The sequence below is a fragment of the Limnothrix sp. PR1529 genome (genome assembly GCF_002742025.1).
GTDB lineage: Bacteria > Cyanobacteriota > Cyanobacteriia > CACIAM-69d > CACIAM-69d > CACIAM-69d.
In genome coordinates this window covers 23,298-39,413 of record NZ_LIRO01000008.1, presented here as the reverse complement: position 1 = coordinate 39,413, position 16,116 = coordinate 23,298, and the positions used below count along the sequence as shown (strand labels likewise).

The following is a 16,116-nucleotide window of genomic DNA, read 5'->3' as shown; positions in this document are numbered from 1 at the left end:
TCGATCGTCATGGATAATGGCGACGGTTCGATCGCGCTTGGGTTGCGGTGCTGTTCTCCCTTCAGGTTCGATCGCCCAGCCCAGACGATCCCAACCTCCCTTCAGTCGTAAACCCTGTCCCTAATGACGCAACCCAAGCGCGCCCTAATCACCGGCATTACCGGCCAAGACGGCTCCTATCTGTCGGAACTGCTGCTCCAAAAGGGCTATGAAGTTCACGGCATCATCCGCCGCACCTCCACCTTCAACACCGATCGGATCGATCACCTCTACGAAGATCCCCACAACGAAGGTGTGCGGCTGTTTCTGCACTACGGCGATCTGTGCGACGGCTCCACCCTCCGCCGGATCCTCGACAAAATTCAGCCCCACGAAGTCTATAACCTGGGGGCCCAGTCCCATGTGCGGGTGAGCTTTGACGAGCCGGAATATACCGTGGATGCCGTAGGGCTGGGAACCTTGCGAATTTTGGAGGCCTTGCGCGAAACCCAACAACGCACCGGCCAAGAAATTCGCTATTACCAAGCTGGCTCTTCCGAAATGTTCGGCAAGGTGCTGGAGGTTCCCCAAAAGGAAACAACCCCGTTTTATCCCCGCAGTCCCTACGCCTGCGCCAAGGTCTATGCCCATTGGCAAACGGTGAACTACCGCGAGTCCTACGGGCTGTTTGCCTGCAATGGCATTTTGTTTAACCACGAGTCGCCCCGTCGGGGTGAAACCTTCGTGACCCGCAAGATTACGCGGGCCCTGTCGCGAATTTTGGCCGGAACCCAAAAGAAAATCTTTATGGGCAATCTCGATTCCAAGCGCGATTGGGGCTATGCCAAGGACTACGTGCGGGCCATGTGGCTGATGTTGCAGCAGGAACAACCCGATGACTATGTGGTGGCCACCAATGAAACCCACTCGATCCGGGAGTTTTTGGATGTGGCCTTTGGCTATGTGAATTTGGACTGGCAGCAGTTTGTGGAGTTTGACCCGCGCTACTTGCGGCCGGCTGAAGTGGATCTGTTGATTGGGGATGCGGGCCGAGCGAAGGAAAAGCTGGGCTGGGAACCGTCGGTGACCTTTGAGGAATTGGTCAAGATCATGGTGGATGCGGATCTGCGGGCGATCGGGCTGGAGCCGCCCGGAGAAGGGGAGGCCCTGATGCATCGAGAAGCGGCCACCGTGCGCCAGGATTCACCGATTACGGTGGACTTGGGTGGTTGATGCGTGAAAACCAGGGGGCTTTGGCCCAAGCACCCCAATCATCAGTCCAATCATCAGTCGTGGGGGCAAGGGGCTTTAGCTCCTTGTCTGCGTTTGTCTGCGTTGATCGCTGGGGCGCACAGGGTGGCAGTTTCGGCTGCTCAGAGACCTGCTCAAGCTTCCCGATCGAGCCGCAACTCGTGAATATTCCAGAATGCGCCGCCGAGGGCATTCACCTTTAGCCCTTGGATCGTGTTTCGCACGGCCACCAGAGAATAGGGCGTGATCAGGTGGATGAAGGGAAGATATTGCTGGGTTAACTGCTGGGTGCGGGCGTAAAGGGCGCGGCGCTTGGTTTCATCTAGCTCCTGGGAGGCTTGGGCATAGAGGCGATCGATCTCCAATTCCCAGGGGGCAAATTCCTGGCCCACCAGTTGCTTGCCGGGATCCGGCGTTTGGTTAAAGGCATGGAGCCGGCCCGTGACCCGCCACACATTGGAACCGCCGTGGGGTTCAACACCGCCGGTAAATCCCAGCAAATGGCATTCCCAATCCAAACTATCGGAGAGTTTGGAAACCAAGCTGCCAAAGGCGATCGGCTGAAGATCAACCTTCATTCCCAGTTTGGCCAGGTCTTGGGCGATTTGTGCGCCCATGGCTTCGCGAATCTTGTTGCCTGCGTTGGTGATCAGGGTGAAGCGCACTCGGTTGCCGGCCACGTCGAATAATTCACCGTTGCGATTTTGGAAGCCGGCCTCGGTCAGCAGTTGGCGCGATCGCTCCGGGTTGAAACCATAGGTCAGCAGCCCCTGTTCCGGCGAGAGGTAATAGGGGCTTTGGCTGGCGATCGGGGAATGTTGCAGTTGCCCCAGCCCCCGAAAGATGCTGTCAATCATGGTTTGGCGATCGATCCCGTGGGCCACCGCCTGCCGAAATCGCAAATCATTAAACCAAGCAGACTTGACCGGATCAACGAGAGGTTTGCCGTCCCGTTGGCCTTTGTTCAAGTTGAAGCAGATGAACGAAGTGGTCAAGGTGGGGCCAGCGTTGTAAATCGTGAAGTTACCGCGTTTTTCCTCCCGTTTCAGCAGGGAAAAATAGTCGGCGGTGACGCTGATCGAGTCCAAACCGCCCGATCGAAACTGTAAGAGGGAGGTGTCTTGGGATTCCACAATTTGCCAAACCCACTCTTCGATGTAGGGCTGGGGCGCATTGTTTGGCCCCTTGCGCCAATAGTGGGGATTGCGCTCAAAGACCAGCCGTTGACTGGTGACATATTCCTTGAGTCGGTAGGGGCCATTGCCAACAATTTGGCTGGGCGGAGTGTCCACGCCCCAAGTGGTCAAAAATTGCGGCCGGCCGTCGGTTCCCTTGGTTTTGAGGGTGGGGCGCAGGCGATGGGCGGGCAAAATGCCCACGCCCAAACTCCGCAAAAAGGGAGCAAAGGGTTCCGGGACGCTGAATTCCACCTGGAGCGGGCCCAGCATTTTCACTTGGGGCAGCGCGTTGCTTTGGCCCACCCGCAACACGTCTCGAATACCCGTGGGAATTGCTTCATTGAAGAAGACTTCATTGAAGGTGAAGGACACATCATCGGCAGTGAGGGGCGCACCGTCTGACCAACGCAACCCCGATCGCAGGGTGACAACGATCCGCTGACCGTTGTTGCTCATTTCCCAGCCTGCGGCCAGGGCCGGTTCCACCTTGCCGGTTTCTGGATCTTCTTCCACCAGGCCTTCGTAGGTGATGCCGAAAATGTTGGGCGATTCTTCGTTAATGGCGTAGTTGAAGGTTTTGGGTTCGCTGAGGATGCTGGTGACCAGTTGCGATCGCCCGCCACCGCCCGTGCTGCCCGATCGCCCACAACCCCCGATCGCCGCGATCGACAGTCCCCCCAAGGCCCACAGCAACCGCCGCCGAGTTAGCCCCACCGTCCAATCCGTTAACGTTGCCATGTTCCTTGTTGCTTTGTTCTGGATCCGAACCGCTGCCTAACCTTGATGCAATGGCCTAGATGCAATGGCCTATGAAATGGCCTATGAAACGGCGGCTTCGGGTTTGGCAAAAATCATCCGCCCGGCGGAAGTTTGCAGGGCACTGGTGACCACCACCCGCAATTCACCGCCCAAATAGGAGTTGCCATCTTCAACCACCACCATCGTCCCATCGCTGAGATAGCCCACCCCTTGGGCCGGTTCCTTGCCTTCCCGAACAATTTTTAGCTCAATGCTGTCGCCGGGCAGGTAGGCGGGGCGCAGGGCATCGGCCAGGTCATTGACATTCAAGACCGGGACGTTTTGCACCGTGGCCACCTTATTCAGGTTGTAGTCCGTGGTCAGCAATGCGCCGTTGATTTCTTGGGCCAGTCGCACCAGTTTGGCATCGACGGTGGTGATGTCTTCGTAGTCGGCGGAGTGGATCGTTAGCTGATCGGGATAGGCCTCACGCATTTGCTGCAAAATATCCAGACCCCGCCGCCCGCGCGATCGCTTTTGGTCGCTGGCGGAATCGGCAATGCGCTGCAATTCCTGCAACACAAACTGGGGCACAATCAAGCGCCCTTCAATGAATTTGGTTTCCAGCAGGGCCGTCAGCCGGCCGTCAATGATGCAACTGGTGTCCACCACCTTGGCGGCCGCCGGAGCCAGGGTTCCTTCACTGACCAGGATGGATTCAACGCTGTTGGGGTTAATTAACCGCAGGAACGATCGCCCGTGGGTGTCGGCCAGCGATACGCCCGTGACCGCAAACAGCACACTGCCCAACACCGCCACGAGGGGTTTGATGAAGGCCAGCTCCCAAGGAAACGGCAGCAGATATAAAGGAGCCAACATCAAGTTGGCCATCAACAGCCCCAACACCACCCCACCCGATCGGGTCAGCAGCCGATCGGGGGGCATTTGGCGCACCTGGTTTTCAATGCGTCGGTAGGTGGTTTGGCAAGCCAGTCCCAGCACCAAGCCAATCAGGGCCCCAAAACCACCCGTGGCAAAGCTGAGACCTTCGCGGTTGGTGACTTGGGCCAGGGTTTGGGCGGGCAAAAAGTCAATGCCGAAAAAGCCAATGCCCGCACCGGCGATCAGAAATGAAAGGATAATTACGGTGTCAATCATGGTCATCGATCGAGTGGACGATCGCCCGAGTCATCGCGACCATTGCTCAGAGCATTGCTTGCAGGCGGTGGATGCAGGAACGATCGCGGTGGCTAATTGCAGGCTCTTCGGTGGGTGGGGGCTGAGTCGAATTGGGATGGGTCGCGGTGGTTGCTAGTCCTTGATCGGCCGCCCATGGGCGGCGATTCAGAACGATTGCGCCCAATTCTTGACAGAATTTGATGAGTATTATAGCCCCGTGACTTGGTGGCTTTGGCTGAAACCCAGGGCGGTTAACCGATCGAGCCAGCAAATCGGGCCAGCAAATCTGGTCAGCGAATCGAACGAGCTAAGGCACGCGATCGCGCCAGCCGATTTCCACAAGCCGATCGAGCTAACCGGCAACAGCGACCCAAAACACCGACCCGAAACGCCGACAGAATCCCATGAGTCATCCCGTCGCCCTGGCCCTGTCCCCGCCCCGGGCCGCCTATTTGCACATTCCCTTTTGTCGGCGGCGTTGCTTTTATTGCGATTTCCCCATTTCCGTGGTGGGGGAGTTCAAAACCTTCCGCGATCGCCCCGACCAACCACCGGAACCCGCCACAGGTCGCAACAGCCCCCAAATCATTGAATACTTGGCAGCCTTGGAGCGGGAAATCACCCTTGGGGCCGATCGCGCCGCCGCAGACCAACCGCCCTTGGAAACCGTCTTTTTTGGGGGCGGCACGCCGTCCCTGCTGGCCCCCGAACAGGTCGATCGGCTCTTGCAACTGCTCGATCGCCGCTTTGGGTTGGCTTCCCAAGTGGAAATTTCCATGGAACTCGATCCGGGCACGTTCGATCGCGCTTGGTTGGCGGGCTTTTTGGCGGCCGGGGTCAACCGCATTAGCCTGGGGGTGCAAGCCTTTCAGTCGGAATTGTTAGCCGCTTGCGGCCGATCGCATGGAGTCCAAGATATTGAACAGGCCGTGGCCCTTTTGCAGTCAGCGGGGGTCAAAAATTGGAGCCTAGATCTGATCTCGGGATTACCCAATCAGTCGATCGACCAGTGGCAAGCGTCCCTCGATCGGGCTGTGGCCTGTGGCCCGGCGCACCTGTCGGTTTATGACCTGATCATTGAGCCGCAAACCGTGTTCGATCGGCGCTACCAACCGGGCGATCGGCCCCTACCCTCCGATGAACAAACGGCTCAAATGTATCGAATGGCTTCCCAAACCCTCCAGGCAGCGGGTTTTCAGCACTACGAAGTTTCCAACTATGCCCAGTCGGGCTTTCAGTGTCGCCACAACCGCACCTACTGGGAAAATCGCCCCTACTACGGTTTTGGGATGGGAGCCACCAGCTACGTGGCCGGGCAGCGCTTTGGCCGGCCCCGCACCCGAGCTGCTTACTACGATTGGCTGAACAACGGCGCAATTGAACCACCCGCTTCACCTCAATCTGCGCCCGATCGATTGGCAGAAACGTTGATGTTGGGGTTGCGGTTGGCGGAGGGTTTGGCCTTGGAACCCCTGCGCCGAGAATTTGGCACGGTTTGGGTCGATCGGGTGTTGCAATGCCTCGATCGATTTGTGGCGGAGGGTTGGGTGGTGCGATCGGGCGATCGGCTTGCTCTTTCAGAACCGGATGGTCTGCTATTTTCTAACAGCATTCTGGCGGAAATTTTCAGCACCTTGGAACAAGAACCATAGAGCTATCTAATGATCTTGATACTGCTTACTATGATCGGTGCGATCATTCTTTTGGTTTAACTGATCCAATGCCAATTTTCTTCAGCCCCGAGGAATATCTCAACCTAGAAGCCAATAGCCCCATGCGCCATGAATATCGATCGGGCTTGGTATATGCCATGGCCGGTGGAAGTGATGTTCATGACTTGATCAGCCTAGCGCTGGTGAGCCTGCTGCGATCGCGCCTGAAGGGGCAAGGCTGCTTCGTCCACTCAGGCAACGTGAAAGTGGGGCGAAATCATGATTTTTTCTACTACCCTGATGTGTTCGTTACTTGCGATCCACGAGATCGGGACAATCGATATATTAAGTGCTATCCCTCATTGATTGCTGAAGTGCTATCCCCTTCCACGGAGCGGTTCGATCGGGGAGCTAAATTTGAAGACTATCAGCAACTAGAAACCCTAAAAACTTATCTTTTAATTGCCCAAGATCAAATGCAAGTGGAAGTGCGCCAGAAAAATTCATTCGGTATCTGGGAAACGGAGCAATTTGGCCCAGTCGATCGATTCCAAATAGTGGGCTGGAATTTGGAAATTGCGGTGCTGGACTTATACGAAGATGTGCAATTTCTTGGCATCTGAGTCCATTTTCGCCGTGATCGTCATTTCCGAACGCTTCCTGGCTCGTCGGACAGCGGCGAACCAGGAAAAGTCCGGTTGAGGGTGACCCGGCTAGGCGATTAGGTTTTTGAGGGATTGGTGAATTTCCTGGGTGACGGATTGCAGGGTGGCGCGGCGATTGGCTTTGTAGTCCGCTGCGCGATCGCTCACCCAAATCGGGTCAGCAACCCGTAACCAAACCGCTTGTTTGCCCAGTTGCGGGGGTTTGCTGGTGTCGTCTCCCTGAATCCAGGTGGTGACGCGCCACAAAATCAGTAGGGTTTCCGCAAACCGTTCGGCGGTGGGTTTTTCGCGCACATAGCGGCCCGTGACGGCGGTGAACCGTTCCACTAGGCGCATGTGTTGCATTCGGATGGTGGCTTCGGCGGCCACCCAGTTGGCCAAACCGCGCTCCACTGGGCAGCGCGATCGCCCGTCATCGCAGTAGATCCGATCCCAGCCGGCCTGTTCCAACCGCCGGCAACGCTCTTCAACCGTGCCGGTGTTAGTTACGCCAAAATAGGCTTCCCCCACCCGCAATGCCGTATCCAAGAGATTTTTCAGCCGTTGGCCCATGCGCTCGTTGGGGTCGGGCAAGTCCACGATCGGGAGGGTTTGTTGATAGAAGGTTTGATAAAACTGCTCCACCAAGTCCAGGAGCCGATCGCCCAACAGGTATAACCGCAAGTAGCGACCTTCTTCGGGGCTGGTGGGGGCGGTGGTTTTCAGGGGATTCGTGAGGCCAAGGCTGGTTTCGATCGTGTCGATGAGCCGATCGATCTCGGCCCAAGGGGGCGAAAGGTAGGTGTATTGAATCCCGATCGGGACAATGGCCACCCGTTCCGATCGCCCGGCTGATCGCAAATCCTCCACCGTCCAAAAGGCCATTTGGGCCACGCCCGGCTCCAGGGGGCTAACCACTTCGCTGTGGCTGTTGGTTGCGCCTTCCGGGGCCGCCGCCAGCGGAAACCGCCCGTTCAGCAACAGATCGCGAGCCGTTTTTAGCCCGGGGCGATCGAGCTTGCCCCGCTGCATTGATGTGCCGCCCAAGTGGGAAAACATCCAGGCCACCGCATCCCCCGCCCAAAGGGGAATGCCCCGATCGTAAATAAAGTGCGTGTGCGGCCAATCCGGCAGCCGAATGCCCCGATCGCGCGCCGCCTGGGGCACTGCCTCCCACAGCAAGTGGGACATCACGAACGGGTCATTGGTGCTGGGATGCCGAAAAGCCAAAATAAAGCGGAGTTTGCCCGCCTGGAAGTCGCGAAACAGTTCCGCCAACGTTTCAGCATTTTCCGTATGGAGTTTTGCGATGCCCTGTTGGCGAATCAACCAAGGAAAGATCCAACGCGCCAACCGATGCACCCAAGGGGTGTAGTTGGGCGGAATGAATTCCAGAGTGGGCTGAATGCCGGAAGCGGATGCGGCGGGCATAGGGTTAATCAACAGTTGGTAGAGTGGTTACGAGCAATCAACGGCCACCAAAGCCGCCCTGGCCTTGCCCAGTGGGGTTCAAGGCTTGAAAATCAACAGCATAGGCCCGATCGCCCCAGCACAATCGCCATCGGGTGTCTGTATTTTGGCCGGTTGTGCCCAAGGAAAACACGATTGGTGACCGCCTGGCCAGTTGTCTATTCAGGAGCGTGGGGATGAGCGAAGCAGCGGTGCGACCGGCCAAAATTACGCGAGTGTTGCCCGGATCAATTGCCCAAGAGGTGGGGTTTGAAGTGGGCGATCGGTTGGTGGCCATCAATGGCCAAAAACCCCGAGATTTGATTGATTACAACTTCCTCTGTGCCGATGAGGTGTTGGAGTTGGAAGTGCTGGATCAGCACGATCGCACCCACCTGGTTGAAATTGAAAAGGACTATGACGACGAGTTGGGCTTGGAATTTGAAGCGGCCCTGTTTGATGGTCTGATTCAGTGCAATAACCGCTGTCCCTTTTGTTTTATTGATCAGCAGCCGCCCGGTAAACGCGCATCGCTTTATTACAAAGATGATGATTATCGGTTGAGTTTTCTCTATGGCTCCTATCTCACCCTCACCAATTTGACGCAGCGGGAATGGGATCGCATTGAGCGGCTGCGGTTGTCGCCTTTGTTTGTTTCGGTGCATTCCACGGAGCCAGAGGTGCGATCGCGCCTGCTGAAAAATCCTCGGGCGGGCGAGATCATGAACCAGTTAGCTTGGTTTCGCGATCGGCGTTTGCAAATCCATGCTCAAGTGGTGCTCTGTCCTGGCATTAATGACGGGGTGCATTTGGAGCGAACCATTCATGATTTAGCCGGCTTTTATGGATCGCCTGCGGGCCAAGCCGGGCCCAGTCGGCGGGCTATGCCGGCCCTGGCTGACCAAGCCGCGATCGGGGGTGGTTGGGCCATTTCCGAAAATGTGACGTTGTTGGCGGGGCGATCGCCTGGGGCCGATTTGGGGGCGATCGAATCTGAGCGCGATCGGGTGGCGGTGATCGATCGCCTCGACGGTTCAGAAGCGGCAGAGTCGGATCTGTCTGACCCGAATGTTTTTGACCCAAATGCGTTCGATCCAGATGTTTTCGATCCAAATGTGTTCGATCCGCGATCGCAGCCCATGGGCCTAACAGATTGGGATTCAGAGGAGGATCAGGCCGATGAGGATGATCAGTGGGATGAGGCCGATGAGTTCGATCGGTCCGCTTGGGATGATCAAGACCCCAATGAGCTAGATGATGATCTAGATGGCGACCAAGACGAAGTGGAACCCCATCGCCCAACGGTCACCTCCGTGGCGATCGTGCCAGCGGGGCTAACGCAATTCCGCCCGGCCGATGATGAGCTACAGCCCGTCACCCCCGCCAAAGCCTGCGAAGTGATTGCCCAGGTGCGATCGCTCCAACAAACTTTTCGCCAAACCCTCGGTTCCACCTTTGTTTGGTTAGCCGATGAGTGGTTTCTGATTGCGGGTCAGGATTTGCCGGAAATGGTCGAGTACGAAGATTTTCCGCAAATTGACAACGGCGTGGGTTCCATTCGGCTGTTTGTGGATCAGTTTGAGCGGGCCCTGGCGGCGAACCCGGCGCGTGCAACCCCCTTTCCCCGTCGCCTCACCTGGGTGGTGGGGAACACGGTGGAGCGGCCCTTCAGTGGTTTGGTGCGCCAGCTCAATCAAATTTCGGGGCTAACGGTGCAGTTGGCGGCCCTGAATTCAGATTATTGGGGCCAAACCATGACCGTTACCGGCTTGCTGACGGGCCAGGATTTGGTGCAAAAGTTGGCGGGCCAAGATTTGGGGGATGCGTTGCTGCTGCCGTCGCTGATGTTGCGCCATGGTGAACAGCGCTTTTTGGACGATATGACGGTGCAGGAGGTGAGCGATCGGCTGCAAGTCCCGATCGTGATTGTCACCAGTGCTGAAGCGGTGATTGAACAAGCGGTGGCCGCCGCTTGGCCCCAAGCGATCGCCCCCCAAGCGCCCAGTGATTTGCTGGCGTAGGAGTTTCGGGACTCGGGGGAGCGAGCCGGCCGATTCTGTAGGCCAGCCGCTAGACTAACCAGTATGCTTTTTGAGGCACAACCTCGATTCGATCCTGGTTCAATTCTCAGTTTGATCTCAGTTCGATCGAGTATCCACTGCGCAAGACCATCCAACCGACGCTGGCAACCCCCACAGGGAGTAATTCATCCCTGAACTTTCGGGCCCCGAACTTTCGGGAGTTGGCAGCGTCTGCTGGTGACGATGCGAGCAATAGGCGAGTAATTGAGTAATTTACGAACTTTGCACCAGTGGCAGCCGTCAAAACAGCCGGTTTTAGGCGTGAGGAGCGAAGCAAGTTTTGGTTATGAAGATTGCCCATCGAGCGATCGCCACGGGTTTAGGGGTTACCGTCGCGTTGTGTTGTCTGTGGGCGGATGCCGCCCGCGCCGAGTCGGTGGAAGCGGATGCGGCCGCCACCTTGGCTGAAGCTGATCATGTCATAGCCGACAAGTCCCCTACTTCGCCACCGGATTCAGCCGCCGCGACTGGTTCGGAATCTGCTGAATTCGCTGAATCCGCTGAATCGCCTCATTCGCCTGTTAATTCGCTGAATTTGCCGAAGCCAGCTAAACCGGCCAAACCGGCTGTGGGTGTGGTGGCCACCGCAGTTCCGATTGCTGCCGAGCGTCATCAGGAGTCGATCGCCCAAGAATCAGCCAGCCAAGAGCAAGCCAGTCAAGAGCAAGCCAGTCAAGAGCAAGCCGGTCAAGAGCAAGCCGGTCAAGAGCAAGCGCTTGCAGCAGCCTCCCCCAGGGCCGACGCTTCCGAGTCGATCGGGGGAGACTCAGTTCCCGTGGCCCAGGCGAATGATAGTTCCAGTAATCCCGATCCGTTCGGAAATGTGCCCTCAGCGCCTGGTTCCTTGGGCGATCGGCCTGAAGGCAACACAGAAGCGGATGAGCTGGTGATCCAACGGCTGGAATCTGACCCAAACCCGCTGCAATTTCCCACCCTGCCGGAAGAGGTGCGGATCCTGCTGACCCAGCCGATTACCCTTGAGCAGGCCCTAGAAATTGGCCGTCGCAATAACCGAGACCTGCGCCAGGCCTACCTCAGCATCGAAAGCAGCCGGGCCCAACTGCGCCAGGCGATCGCCGCTAACTATCCCCAATTGCGGTTCTCCTCCTCCCTCACGGATTCGCTCACGGCCGGCAGTCGCTTGAATCTGTTGTTGCAAAACCGAACCGCTCGCCGTCTCGGCAACTTTGGGGGCCAGGTGGATATTGATACCCAAGATCAGTTCACCTGGAGCAGTGCTCTGGAACTGAGCTACAACATCTACACTTCGGGACTGCGGCCCGCGAACATTGCCGCCGCCCAAGCCCAGTTGCGAGCCACTGAGCTGTCCCTCGAAGCAACCTTTGAGGATTTGCGACGCGACATCACCGATAGCTACTACCGGCTGCAACAGGAAAACGAACAGCTCAAAATTGACCAATCGGCGGTCAAGTTTCGGGAGCAAAGTGTGAAGGATGCCCAAGCTTTGGAAAAGGCTGGGTTGGGAACGCGGTTTGAGGTGCTGCAAGCGGAAGTGGAATTGGCCAACGATCGCCAGTTGGTGGTGCAAACGCGCGATCGACAAACCCAGCGCCGCCGGGAACTGGCCCGGCTGTTGAGTTTGCCGGAGGCGATCGATATCCAAACCGCTGACCCGATCGCCAAGGCGGGTGAATGGACGCTGCCCCTCGAAGACAGCATCGTGTTGGCCTATCGCAACCGGGCAGAAATTGAACAGCAACTGGCCCAGCGAGAACTGAACAGCGCCCAACGGCGGGCCCGGTTGTCTCAGTTGGGGCCCCAGCTCAGTGCCTTTGCTCGCTATGAGTTGCTGGATGTGATTCAGCCCGATGACGACTTCAGCTTGGTCAGCGGCTATTCCACGGGCTTGCAGTTGCAATGGACGCTGTTTGATGGCGGAGCGGCGCGGGCCCAGGCGCGTCAGGAGTCGGTGGCGATCGAACAGGCCGAAAACGGTGTGGGTCGGGCGCGCGATCGAATTCGGTTTGAAGTGGAAGTGGCCTACTCCAACCTGCAAGCCAACGCCGAAAACATTCAAACTTCCCTCAAGGCGATCGAGTCAGCCCAAGAGGAAGTGCGCTTGGCGCGGCTCCGGTTCCAGGCTGGCGTGGGCACACAGACCGATCGACTCAACGCAGAAACCCGCCTCACCCGGGCGCGGGGTAACGTGCTGATTGCGATTATTGGCTACAACCGCGCGTTGGCCGCCCTCAACCGTGCCGTCAGCAACCTGCCGCCGGGTACGATTCAACCGGTTCCGGAACCGATTCAACTGCCTGAACTCGTTGATGCACCGACGGGCCCTGCTACTCCGTAGGGGGCTTGGTCGGCCCGCGTCTGCATTCCAACGGATCGGGATCGATCGAACTGGAATGGCCTGCTTTGAGCGGTCTTGCGTTTTGAGGGGCGATCGGGCCGAGGTCGGTTTTTTCGACTCTCTGCCACGATTGCTCCTGAGGCACTCGCATTAAACTGGGGTAGCTCAACAAACTGCAACATCTTGCAATGATCTTGCAATCTTTCACCGATTGCCTTTGCTTTCATTGCGTTTGTTGCATCTGTTGCTGCATCTGTTGTGTCCCTTGCTTGCAGCACTGCACCTGTGTTTGGGCGAAGCAGTGGCATTGGTCGTGGTTTTTATCCCTTCTCGATCGCCCTGCCCACCACACGAGTTCCCAGTTTTCAGCAAAGACCCACAATTCCCCCTGAGTTACGCCCCGTCAGCGAGTCCCTTTCCCAACACCCTATGGGCACTATTCACTTCGTTAACGAAAACAAGGACGTAATCGCCGCCACCGGTTCCAACCTGCGAATCAAGGCGATCGAGAACGGCATTGATATCTATAAGCTGTACGGCAAAATGATGAACTGCGGTGGCTATGGCCAATGTGCCACCTGCGTTGTCGAAATTGTGGAAGGGATAGAAAATTTGTCCGATCGGACGGATTTTGAAAATCGCACCCTTCGCAAGAAGCCCGACAATTACCGTTTGGCTTGCCAGGTGTTGGTGAATGGCCCCGTGAGCGTGCGTACTAAGCCCTAGTATTAATGCCAGTGCTTTTGTAATTTCTAGGCCGAACAGAACTCTAGAACTCGACAATTACCGAAGGTAACAGCGCTTTGTTGTGTTGTTCCTTCGGTTTTTGCGTTGGGAATGGTTGATTGTTCCAACGCAACGGCCCATCTGCCCTGAAACAGTGGCACTTGCAACGGATTCTGTTGTGCAATTGCAATTGAGTAGATTAATCAGGTATGTAGATTGTTTCGGGGGCTAATGATAGGGGGATGAATTGTCATCCTTCTCGCCGTAAGCGGACAAGCATTCCCGAGTCTCCCGATTTGGGTTTTCTGCTTCATAGCACGCGCTTTCTGAGACTTGCTTTTCGGGTCTTACGGTCGCTCCACAGACTGACACCGCTAGCCCAGCGGCCAACTACATTCTAACAAGTCCTAAAGGGCGGGGTTTCAGACTCCGTTTTCAAACGATGAAGCGGCGGAATTTTCTGGGGTTGTTGGGCCTGGGTGCTGGTTCTGCGGTGGCCCTGGACTGGCAAAAAGTTTGGGCAAATCCGGGAACTGCAAGTGCATTGCGCCAGGCGATCGCTGCGAAGTTTCAGCCCATTCCCTTTGCAATTCCTTTGGATTTTGAAGGAGCCTCGATCGCGGAGCAAATTGCCAGCCACCGCACGTTTACGGTGCAGGATAATTTGGTGCTGCCTGAGGGATTTACCTATGACCTGTTGGCGGTTTGGGGCGATCGCCTTGGAAACGGCCATGTGGGCTACAACAACGACTACCTGGGATTCGTGGCCACCGATCCCGATCGGGGAGATTTGGTGGTCAATTTTGAATATGTTTGCGCCAAGCCTTGGTTAGAGGCCTACGAAACGGTGATGGGGCGATCGCTCCCGATCGAGCCGGTGACCCGTGCCCTAGCCCAGACCGGTGGTCAAGGCCTGGATTGGGGGCGACTGGCCCCCGCAGATCCCCTCCGCGAGGCCCTGCGGCAAATTGCCACCGCTGCTCTGGAAGACTTAGGGATCGGTGTCATCAGTATTCAGCGCGATCGTGCCGGGCGCTGGCGGCGGCAACCGTCCCGCCGAGAACGGCGAGTGACAGGCCTTTCGGGACTAACTGACGGGCACTACCTGCAAGCCACGGGCCCCGCCACGGCCATTTTCCGAAAGGCCACCATGCGGGGCTACAACGACCAACTGGGCGATCGAATCATTGGCACCTTTGCCAACTGTGCGGGTGGCACTTCTCCTTGGGGAACGGTTTTCAGCGCCGAAGAAAACTTTCAAGACGTGGTGGTGGAGCCAGTTCACGCGGATGGCAGCTCCTTTGCCCCTGAAACACTCCGATTCAAGATGGACACCGACGACTTCATGGGCTGTGGCAGCCTGTTGGGTCTGGCGGGCAATAAATATGGCTGGATGGTGGAAATTGACCCCAAAAACCCTCAGGACTACGGAACCAAACACACCTGGCTGGGACGGTTTCGCCACGAAGCGGTGGCCCTGCGAGTTGTCCCCGATCGCCCCTTAGCAATCTATTCCGGGTGCGATCGACGGGGTGGCCACATCTACAAATTCGTGAGCCAGGGCCGGGTGCGCAACCCCCAAGACAAACGCAACTCCCAACTGCTTCAGGAAGGAATGCTTTACGCGGCCCAGTTTGATCCCGACGGGACAGGGCGTTGGATCCCCTTAGCTCCGGATACGCCAGTGGATCCGGTTTTGCCCAGCCATTGCGTCGGGGGAATGGTCACCTTGCCCCAGCGGCCGGCGGGTGGCATTACCTGGGTGCGAGATGATGCGGTGGCCCTGGCCTTCAAGGCGAAATTTGCCACCCTCGGAGACCTATATGAAGGCACACCCGCAGAACGCCAAGGCGCAATTTTAATTGATGCCCACTTTGCAGCCAATGCAGCCGGAGCCACTTGCACGGCTCGGCCGGAGGATACGGAATTAGCGGCCGATGGCTCGGTGCTAATTGCCTTCACCTCCGGTTCCACCAACAGCCTGGACGGTGGCCCCGATCGCCGCGTCTTTGTGGGGCCCCAAGGGGAAGGAGCCTATGAGTATGGTTGGGTTGCTCGCCTGGTGGAAGCTGATCAGGATCCGGCGGCCCTCACCTTCCGCTGGCAGTTGATCGCCACAGGTGGGGAACCGGCGGCCGGAGGTTTGGGGTTTGCCAATCCCGATAATTTGGCCTTTGACCCGGGGGGTGATCTCTGGATGGTGACGGACATGAGCGGCGATAAACAAAATCGTCCGGTTCCTGCCGATCGCCGCGACTCCCAAGGCCAGCCCCTGAGCCAATCGAATCTCAGGGCTATCTATGGCAACAATTCCCTTTGGTGGTTGCCAACGCGCGGGCCAGCGGCCGGTTTGGCAATTCCCTTTGCCTATGGGCCCATGGAAACGGAACTAACGGGGCCTTGCTTTTTGCCCGATCGCGCCACCCTACTGATTTCGGTGCAACACCCTGGCGAATTTGGCGGTACTCGTCGCCAGGATGCCACTCAAGTGGTGGAACTGGCGGTGATGGCCACCGATGGCACGCCTTTTATGCAGCGGCGCACTGTTCCGATTGGCTCCAATTGGCCGGAGGGTCATCGCAACCGACCGCCCAGACCGGGAATTGTGGCCATTCGCCGCGAAGATCTACAGCCCTTTTGCTAGTTGCACCCAATTTTGGGGGGTAGCTCTCCGGTTCGCTTGGATCCAAAAGATGCCAAAAGATGCCAAAAACTTGAGATGCCATCAAATTTGACTGGATTTGTCGAATTCGATCGAACTTGATCGAATCCTCCTGACCTTCCCGATTACCGATGAAATCAGGGGTTTCAGACCCTCCTTAACCGTAATTTTCGACAATCTTTTCCAAGACTCGGTTCCGCCTCTTGTCGGTTCGATCTATAATCGCCACAGGAAGTGTACTGACTCAGTAACACTTTCAC

At 57.2% G+C, this 16,116-nt stretch carries 11 protein-coding genes; 8 read left to right on the top strand and 3 right to left on the bottom strand.

Going from position 1 to position 16,116, the window contains the following annotated elements:
- The first annotated feature begins 123 nt into the window (after positions 1 to 123).
- A complete protein-coding gene (gene gmd, locus AMR42_RS00960; protein ID WP_099531601.1) occupies positions 124 to 1,212 on the top strand; it encodes a GDP-mannose 4,6-dehydratase in 1,089 nt (362 codons plus the stop codon).
- A 152-nt stretch (positions 1,213 to 1,364) separates the two neighbouring features.
- Here the strand turns inward: gmd and AMR42_RS00955 are convergent, their stop codons facing one another.
- The gene (locus AMR42_RS00955) at positions 1,365 to 3,146 is read right to left on the bottom strand and encodes an ABC transporter substrate-binding protein (protein WP_099531600.1); all 1,782 of its coding nucleotides are present in this window, start codon (positions 3,144 to 3,146) and stop codon (positions 1,365 to 1,367) included.
- Positions 3,147 to 3,227: 81 nt separating this feature from the next.
- Entirely contained in the window at positions 3,228 to 4,304 is a 1,077-nt protein-coding gene (locus AMR42_RS00950; RefSeq protein ID WP_099531666.1) for a PIN/TRAM domain-containing protein, read from the bottom strand.
- On the opposite strand from AMR42_RS00950, the gene AMR42_RS20115 reads away from it, so the two are divergent.
- The 3 genes from AMR42_RS20115 to AMR42_RS00940 all read left to right on the top strand — a co-directional run bounded on the left by AMR42_RS20115 (position 4,294) and on the right by AMR42_RS00940 (position 6,600).
- Positions 4,294 to 4,461 (top strand): hypothetical protein, encoded by a 168-nt coding sequence (locus AMR42_RS20115; protein WP_158234307.1) that lies wholly within the window; start codon positions 4,294 to 4,296, stop codon positions 4,459 to 4,461. The two genes, AMR42_RS00950 and AMR42_RS20115, sit on opposite strands and share 11 nt — an antisense overlap.
- A gap of 268 nt (positions 4,462 to 4,729) precedes the next feature.
- Positions 4,730 to 5,977: a radical SAM family heme chaperone HemW gene (hemW, locus tag AMR42_RS00945; protein WP_099531599.1), complete on the top strand. Its 1,248-nt coding sequence runs from the start codon at positions 4,730 to 4,732 to the stop codon at positions 5,975 to 5,977.
- 68 nt (positions 5,978 to 6,045) lie between these two features.
- Positions 6,046 to 6,600, top strand: coding sequence for a Uma2 family endonuclease (locus AMR42_RS00940; RefSeq protein ID WP_099531598.1), 555 nt, complete (start codon positions 6,046 to 6,048; stop codon positions 6,598 to 6,600).
- Between the two features lie 90 nt (positions 6,601 to 6,690).
- Here AMR42_RS00940 and AMR42_RS00935 read toward each other — a convergent pair whose 3' ends face one another.
- Positions 6,691 to 8,052, bottom strand: coding sequence for a 1-acyl-sn-glycerol-3-phosphate acyltransferase (locus tag AMR42_RS00935; protein ID WP_099531597.1), 1,362 nt, complete (start codon positions 8,050 to 8,052; stop codon positions 6,691 to 6,693).
- Positions 8,053 to 8,267: 215 nt separating this feature from the next.
- Here AMR42_RS00935 and AMR42_RS21465 point away from each other — a divergent pair, with 215 nt between their 5' ends.
- The 4 genes from AMR42_RS21465 to AMR42_RS00910 all read left to right on the top strand — a co-directional run bounded on the left by AMR42_RS21465 (position 8,268) and on the right by AMR42_RS00910 (position 15,838).
- Positions 8,268 to 10,091, top strand: coding sequence for a DUF512 domain-containing protein (locus tag AMR42_RS21465; RefSeq protein WP_304441449.1), 1,824 nt, complete (start codon positions 8,268 to 8,270; stop codon positions 10,089 to 10,091).
- Between the two features lie 346 nt (positions 10,092 to 10,437).
- A complete protein-coding gene (locus tag AMR42_RS00920) occupies positions 10,438 to 12,468 on the top strand; it encodes a TolC family protein (RefSeq protein ID WP_099531596.1) in 2,031 nt (676 codons plus the stop codon).
- A 429-nt stretch (positions 12,469 to 12,897) separates the two neighbouring features.
- Positions 12,898 to 13,194, top strand: coding sequence for a 2Fe-2S iron-sulfur cluster-binding protein (locus AMR42_RS00915; protein ID WP_099531595.1), 297 nt, complete (start codon positions 12,898 to 12,900; stop codon positions 13,192 to 13,194).
- A 442-nt stretch (positions 13,195 to 13,636) separates the two neighbouring features.
- Positions 13,637 to 15,838 (top strand): PhoX family phosphatase, encoded by a 2,202-nt coding sequence (locus AMR42_RS00910; RefSeq protein ID WP_099531594.1) that lies wholly within the window; start codon positions 13,637 to 13,639, stop codon positions 15,836 to 15,838.
- Positions 15,839 to 16,116 lie beyond the last annotated feature (278 nt).